This is a genomic window from Polynucleobacter sp., assembly GCF_044342855.1.
Classification (GTDB): domain Bacteria; phylum Pseudomonadota; class Gammaproteobacteria; order Burkholderiales; family Burkholderiaceae; genus Polynucleobacter.
Map to the genome: position 1 here is coordinate 1 of NZ_JBIIPA010000045.1, position 5,129 is coordinate 5,129.

Annotated in this window: 6 protein-coding genes and 1 tRNA gene; 4 read left to right on the forward strand and 3 right to left on the reverse strand. The window is 47.2% G+C overall.

Translation table 11 applies throughout. The features are described from left to right. Window positions 1-82: 82 nt before the first annotated feature. Window positions 83-541: a (Fe-S)-binding protein gene (locus ACIQZ3_RS10385; RefSeq protein ID WP_397392868.1), complete on the forward strand. Its 459-nt coding sequence runs from the start codon at window positions 83-85 to the stop codon at window positions 539-541. A gap of 23 nt (window positions 542-564) precedes the next feature. Here ACIQZ3_RS10385 and ACIQZ3_RS10390 read toward each other — a convergent pair whose 3' ends face one another. From ACIQZ3_RS10390 to queG, 3 genes are read right to left on the reverse strand one after another with little or no spacing between them, the layout of a single operon-like run. Continuing rightward, entirely contained in the window at window positions 565-906 is a 342-nt protein-coding gene (locus ACIQZ3_RS10390) for an AzlD domain-containing protein (RefSeq protein ID WP_397392870.1), read from the reverse strand. Then, a complete protein-coding gene (locus ACIQZ3_RS10395; RefSeq protein ID WP_397392872.1) occupies window positions 906-1,691 on the reverse strand; it encodes an AzlC family ABC transporter permease in 786 nt (261 codons plus the stop codon). Before ACIQZ3_RS10395 ends, ACIQZ3_RS10390 begins: the two co-directional genes overlap by 1 nt. A 44-nt stretch (window positions 1,692-1,735) precedes the next feature. Further along, window positions 1,736-2,830 (reverse strand): tRNA epoxyqueuosine(34) reductase QueG, encoded by a 1,095-nt coding sequence (gene queG / locus ACIQZ3_RS10400; RefSeq protein WP_397392874.1) that lies wholly within the window; start codon window positions 2,828-2,830, stop codon window positions 1,736-1,738. Window positions 2,831-2,873: 43 nt separating this feature from the next. On the opposite strand from queG, the gene tsaE reads away from it, so the two are divergent. The 3 genes from tsaE (at window position 2,874) to ACIQZ3_RS10415 (ending at window position 4,906) form a co-directional block, all read left to right on the forward strand. Beyond that, on the forward strand, window positions 2,874-3,404 hold the full coding sequence (tsaE, locus tag ACIQZ3_RS10405; RefSeq protein ID WP_397392876.1) for a tRNA (adenosine(37)-N6)-threonylcarbamoyltransferase complex ATPase subunit type 1 TsaE: 531 nt from the start codon (window positions 2,874-2,876) through the stop codon (window positions 3,402-3,404). 2 nt (window positions 3,405-3,406) lie between these two features. Beyond that, window positions 3,407-4,744 (forward strand): N-acetylmuramoyl-L-alanine amidase, encoded by a 1,338-nt coding sequence (locus tag ACIQZ3_RS10410; RefSeq protein WP_397392878.1) that lies wholly within the window; start codon window positions 3,407-3,409, stop codon window positions 4,742-4,744. Between the two features lie 86 nt (window positions 4,745-4,830). Further along, window positions 4,831-4,906, forward strand: a tRNA-Lys gene (locus ACIQZ3_RS10415). Window positions 4,907-5,129 lie beyond the last annotated feature (223 nt).

Genomic DNA, 5,129 nt, shown 5'->3' on the forward strand with positions numbered 1-5,129 from the left:
GTCTTGCCATTTACTCTCTCTACTTTCTGGCCTATGAGGCCTATCAAAATAGCAGAGAATTCACTTATCGGGGTGTTCAGATTTGCTGAGCCAGTTCTCATTGGTGATGGGCTTTGGTGAACGCGCAGTTACTGTAAGTCAGCATGTACAGCTTTTAGAAGAGTTCTTGGCTAGCGAAGTAAAGAGTGGGAATCTCAAGCTGCAATTAAAACCTGCTTCGCGCCCCGTCTTATTTCATGGGCATTGCCATCAAAAATCATTTGCTGCTGTTACGCCAGCAATGGAACTCTTAAAGCTAATCCCCAATGCGGAGCCTAAGCTTATTGAGTCTTCTTGTTGTGGCATGGCAGGTAGCTTTGGTTATGAAGCAGAGCACATTGAGGTCTCTAAGCAAATGGCAGAAGCCAACCTATTGCCTGCAATACGTAAAGCGCCAGATAGTTGGGTAGTTGCAGATGGGACAAGCTGTCGCCACCAGATTGCCGATGGCACGCAAAAAGATGCTGTGCATATTGCCAAAATTCTGGCGGCCCATCTTTAAACCAAATTACTGGAGCAATTGACTTAGCGCATCACGCCGTAAGCGAGCATCAACAGCGCTCCAGTCAATAGGGCTGGAACGAGACGGCGTGTTGGCTTAGATACCATCACGCCGATACTGAGTGCACAAATGAGAATCCGAATCCATACGGGCACAGTTGCTAAAAGGCCAATCGGCATCAAAATCATTCTGACAACTAAGGCAGCAACCATTGCATAAGTTACTGCTGCAAGCCAGCGAAAGATCTCGCTTTCTTGATTAATGCGCTTCGCAAGTAGGACACCAATCGCGCGACAGAAGTATGTCCCGATTGTGGCGCCCGCTAAGGCAATCCATAAACCCCATCCTTGAAGAGCAGCATTCATCAGCTGACGACCCCTGCTTTCTTACGCAATACTTTACGATCAAAGAAGTAGGCAGCGGTTCCTGCTACTAGGCCAGTAGTGAGTAAGCTGGTATCGCGATCCAAGATGAAGAAAAAAGGCCCAAGCACAAATCCCAAGCCAATTGCAATCCGATTAATCCAGGGCTTGACCTCGGTAAAGGTCAGTAAAAAGAATAATGGGTTGATGAAAACGAGGCCAAGCGTAATTGCCGCGGGAACCATGCCTGCCAGAAAATACCCCAAGATAGTTCCTGGAATAGAGATGAGCCAACACAACAATCCCAAGCCAACAAAATAACTCAGGCGATGCTTTGCTTCCATCGTCTGAAACTCGCGCATCGAGATAGCCCAAGCGGTCATTGCTAACAAATGCACCGAAGCATAGAGGCGATGATTGCGATCTTTCTCATGGAACTGCGGAAAGAGGGTTACCGTCATCGTGATAAAGCGAGTAGAAGTCAGGGAAACGGCCAAAATGATTGCCAAGACTGATGACCCAGTAATCGCCATTTCCAACAAAACTACTTGGCCAGGCAAGGCAAACATTAAGAAACTAGTTGCCCCAGTAAACCAAGCATCCATGCCATTGGTTTTACCCATCGCCCCAAAACCTACCATCCCAGCAAACAAGACCATGGCTGGCGCTCCTGCAGCATCTCGAATGCCGGTCCAGAAAGCATCACTGCGATTTTTAAAACGCTGGGCTGCCGAACCCTCTAGAGCAATTTCACTAGGGTCTATGTAAGGTTGATCGGTTGATGACATTAAATCATTGTAAGTGAGATGTAAACAAACTTTTCAAACCGGGCTTAGGAGCCTAGTGCCCACTCAATATGCTCTGCCACCAAGGCATCTGACATGGGCAAAGCATCGCTCAGAACTCTTCGCAGCAAGTCTTTATCTGCTTCAGGTACAGCGCTATCAGCTAGAGCATTGCCCATAGCCACTGCTAAGTTTCTGCGCCAGCGAGAGTAACCGATACGGCGGATGGCGCTGCCCTCGTGACGCTTGTCAAATTCATCTTCAGTCCAAGACCAAAGTTGCAAGAGACTTGCTCTGCCAAGACCATGACGCTCAGCAAAATCCGGCAATGTAGATCTTTGCGCAAATTTATTCCAAGGGCAAATCAATTGACAGTCATCGCATCCGTAAACACGATTACCCATCGCCCTACGAAACTCTACCGGAATGGCATCCGGATTTTCAATCGTTAAATAGGAGATGCAGCGTCGCGCATCTAATTGGTAAGGCGCAGTAATTGCCTGAGTTGGGCAAACATCTATACAAGCTTGGCAAGTACCGCAATGTGATTCCTCTTTTTGATCAATCGGTAGTGGGACATCCACTAGGATTTCACCTAAAAAGAATGTCGATCCGGATTCACGATTTAGCAGCAGTGTATGTTTACCTCGCCAGCCTAAGCCCGCTTTACGAGCCAACTCGACCTCCATTAAAGGCGCTGAATCCGTAAAGACACGATAACCAAACAATCCAATTTTCTTTTCAATCAGCTGTGCAAATTCTTGCAAACGATTACGCATAACCTTGTGATAGTCGCGCCCTCGAGCATACATCGAGACTACCGCTTGAGAAGGATCACGCAATCTGTCCCACTCATGGTCAAAATCAATGGTGGGTGACAGGTAATTCATGGTGACGCAAATGACCCTGACAGCTCCTGGAACCAGCATGCTCGGATCAGAGCGCACATTTGCATGCTTAGCCATGTATTCCATCTGACCATGGCGACCCTGCTCTAACCACTCATGAAGCCTGTCTGTAGCCACTCCAAGATGGGTATCGGTAATGCGCAAACCATCAAAACCCAATGCGCGAGACTGCTCATCTAGCCATTCACGCAGATTGGCCTGATCAACAGGGTTCAGTATTTGGGAAGAAGTCATTGGGAATACAGAATGTAGCTTAATAATTGAATAAACTAGGCAAATGGCTCAGAATTCATTTAATCAATATTGTAGGCAAGAAGCGGATACCACTGCTTTAGCGCAAAAGCTTGCCAGCAGCCTCAGCCTTCTTTTCCAAGCGGATCAAAGCGCTCACCTCAATATCTCCCTAGAGGGTGATCTGGGGGCCGGCAAGACCACCTTTGCTCGCCATCTAATACAAGCCCTGGGATATGAGGGTCGAGTCAAGAGCCCCACTTACACCTTGTGCGAGCCCTACCCCATTCAAATGAATAGCAGTAATCCATCCACTGCTACAAATATCACAGCACACCACTTCGATCTCTACCGCATGAGAGATCCGCTAGAGTGGCAAGAAGCTGGCTTTGCAGAACATTTTGATGAGCCCGGATTCTGTTTAGTGGAGTGGCCAGAAAAAGCCGAAGGCACCCTACCCGCTTTTGATATTGAAATTCATCTCCTTGCTGCCGATGACGAGAATGCAAGAGATATTAGTTTCAAAGCCAACTCTACCCAAGGAATGGCTGTTATCGAAAAGATGCAAACCCAATAGAGATGAGTAAGCCCCTGATTAATTCCACCAGAAGGAAGCATCTCAAAACTTCAGCAAAGATGTTGGGCTTTATCCTCTTCTTCAGCGAGGCAGAGATCGCTTGGGGATCCAAGATTTTGGGTGTACGTATTTGGCCTGCAGAGGATTACACGCGCATCACCCTGGAATCAGATAAAGCATTGCCCATTACCCAACAACTACTCACCAACCCCGATCGCTTGGTGGTAGATGTTCAAGGCATGGAACTGAATTCCACTCTGAAAGACTTGGTTGCCAAAGTCAAACCGAACGATCCTTATGTTTCACAAATTCGAGTGGGTCAATTCCAGCCTGGCATGGTGCGCTTAGTATTTGACCTTAAAGAGCCAGTTAAACCTCAGCTCTTTACGCTAGATCCCATTGCTGAGTATCAATACCGTATGGTGCTCGACCTCTACCCAGCGACCCCGCCCGATCCTTTAATGGAATTAGTCAAGAGCAGTGCCCGCAAAGAAAGTGCTCTAGAAAAAGCTAATGAAGAGATTGACCTGATTGCACAGTTCGCCACCAAAAAAGAAAAGGATGCCCCAAGGGCTCCGGTAGCTCAAGCAATTCCAGATCTGAAGGAGCCTCCTGCGCAAGCAAAACATAAACGACTCATCACTATTGCAATCGATGCTGGTCATGGCGGAGAAGATCCAGGCGCAATTGGCACCATGGGCTCCAAAGAAAAGCATGTGGTGCTTTCAATTGCTAAACGTTTGCGTGACAAGATTGAAAATGATCCTTACATGCGTCCGTTTTTAACTAGAGATGGGGATTACTTTGTACCGCTACATACTCGCGTACAAAAAGCACGTCGAGTAGAAGCAGATCTGTTTGTTTCCATTCATGCGGATGCCTTTATTGAGCCAAGAGCAAAAGGAGCTTCAGTATTCGCCTTATCTCAAATGGGTGCTAGTAGCACTACCGCCCGCTGGATGGCTAACAAAGAAAATGCCTCCGACCTCATTGGCGGCATCAATATCAAAACCCAAGATAAGCAATTAGCGAATCTATTGCTAGATATGTCGACCACAGCCCAGATCAAAGACTCACTACAAGTGGGCGCGTCGATTCTGAAGCAAATTAGTGGATTTGCACCGCTACACAAAGGGAAGGTTGAGCAAGCCAGCTTTGCGGTTCTCAAGGCCCCTGATATCCCATCCATCCTGGTAGAAACCGCCTTTATTAGTAACCCTCAGGAAGAAGCTCGCCTTAATGACGACGCCTACCAAGACCGTATTGCAGAGGCTATTTTGAGGGGAATTAAGGACTATTTCTCCAAAAATCCACCAGTTGCTAGACGGGCAAACACGTAGCGCTCTTGTAACTACAAGGCGTAGAGGGAAAACTCAGCAAACCGAGGCAAGGCTAACCAAGTTCTTGCTATAATTTCTGTCTTACTGGGTCGGTAGCTCAGTCGGTAGAGCAGCGGACTTTTAATCCGTTGGTCGCGAGTTCGAATCTCGCCCGACCCACCAGTACTTATAAGGCTCTCAGGTTCATTACCCGAGAGCCTTTCTTTTTCTTATTAGACACTTTATTAGACAGTTGTCTAATAAACAGTGGTTTTGGATGATCCGGTAATACCCCCGCCCCTTAACCTGAGTTAAAAGTAGAATTTCTAAGTTGTTTGATTTAAAGGAAATTCTATGAAAACCTCCCGCTTTACCGATAGCCAAATCATGGCCATCCTCAAACAAG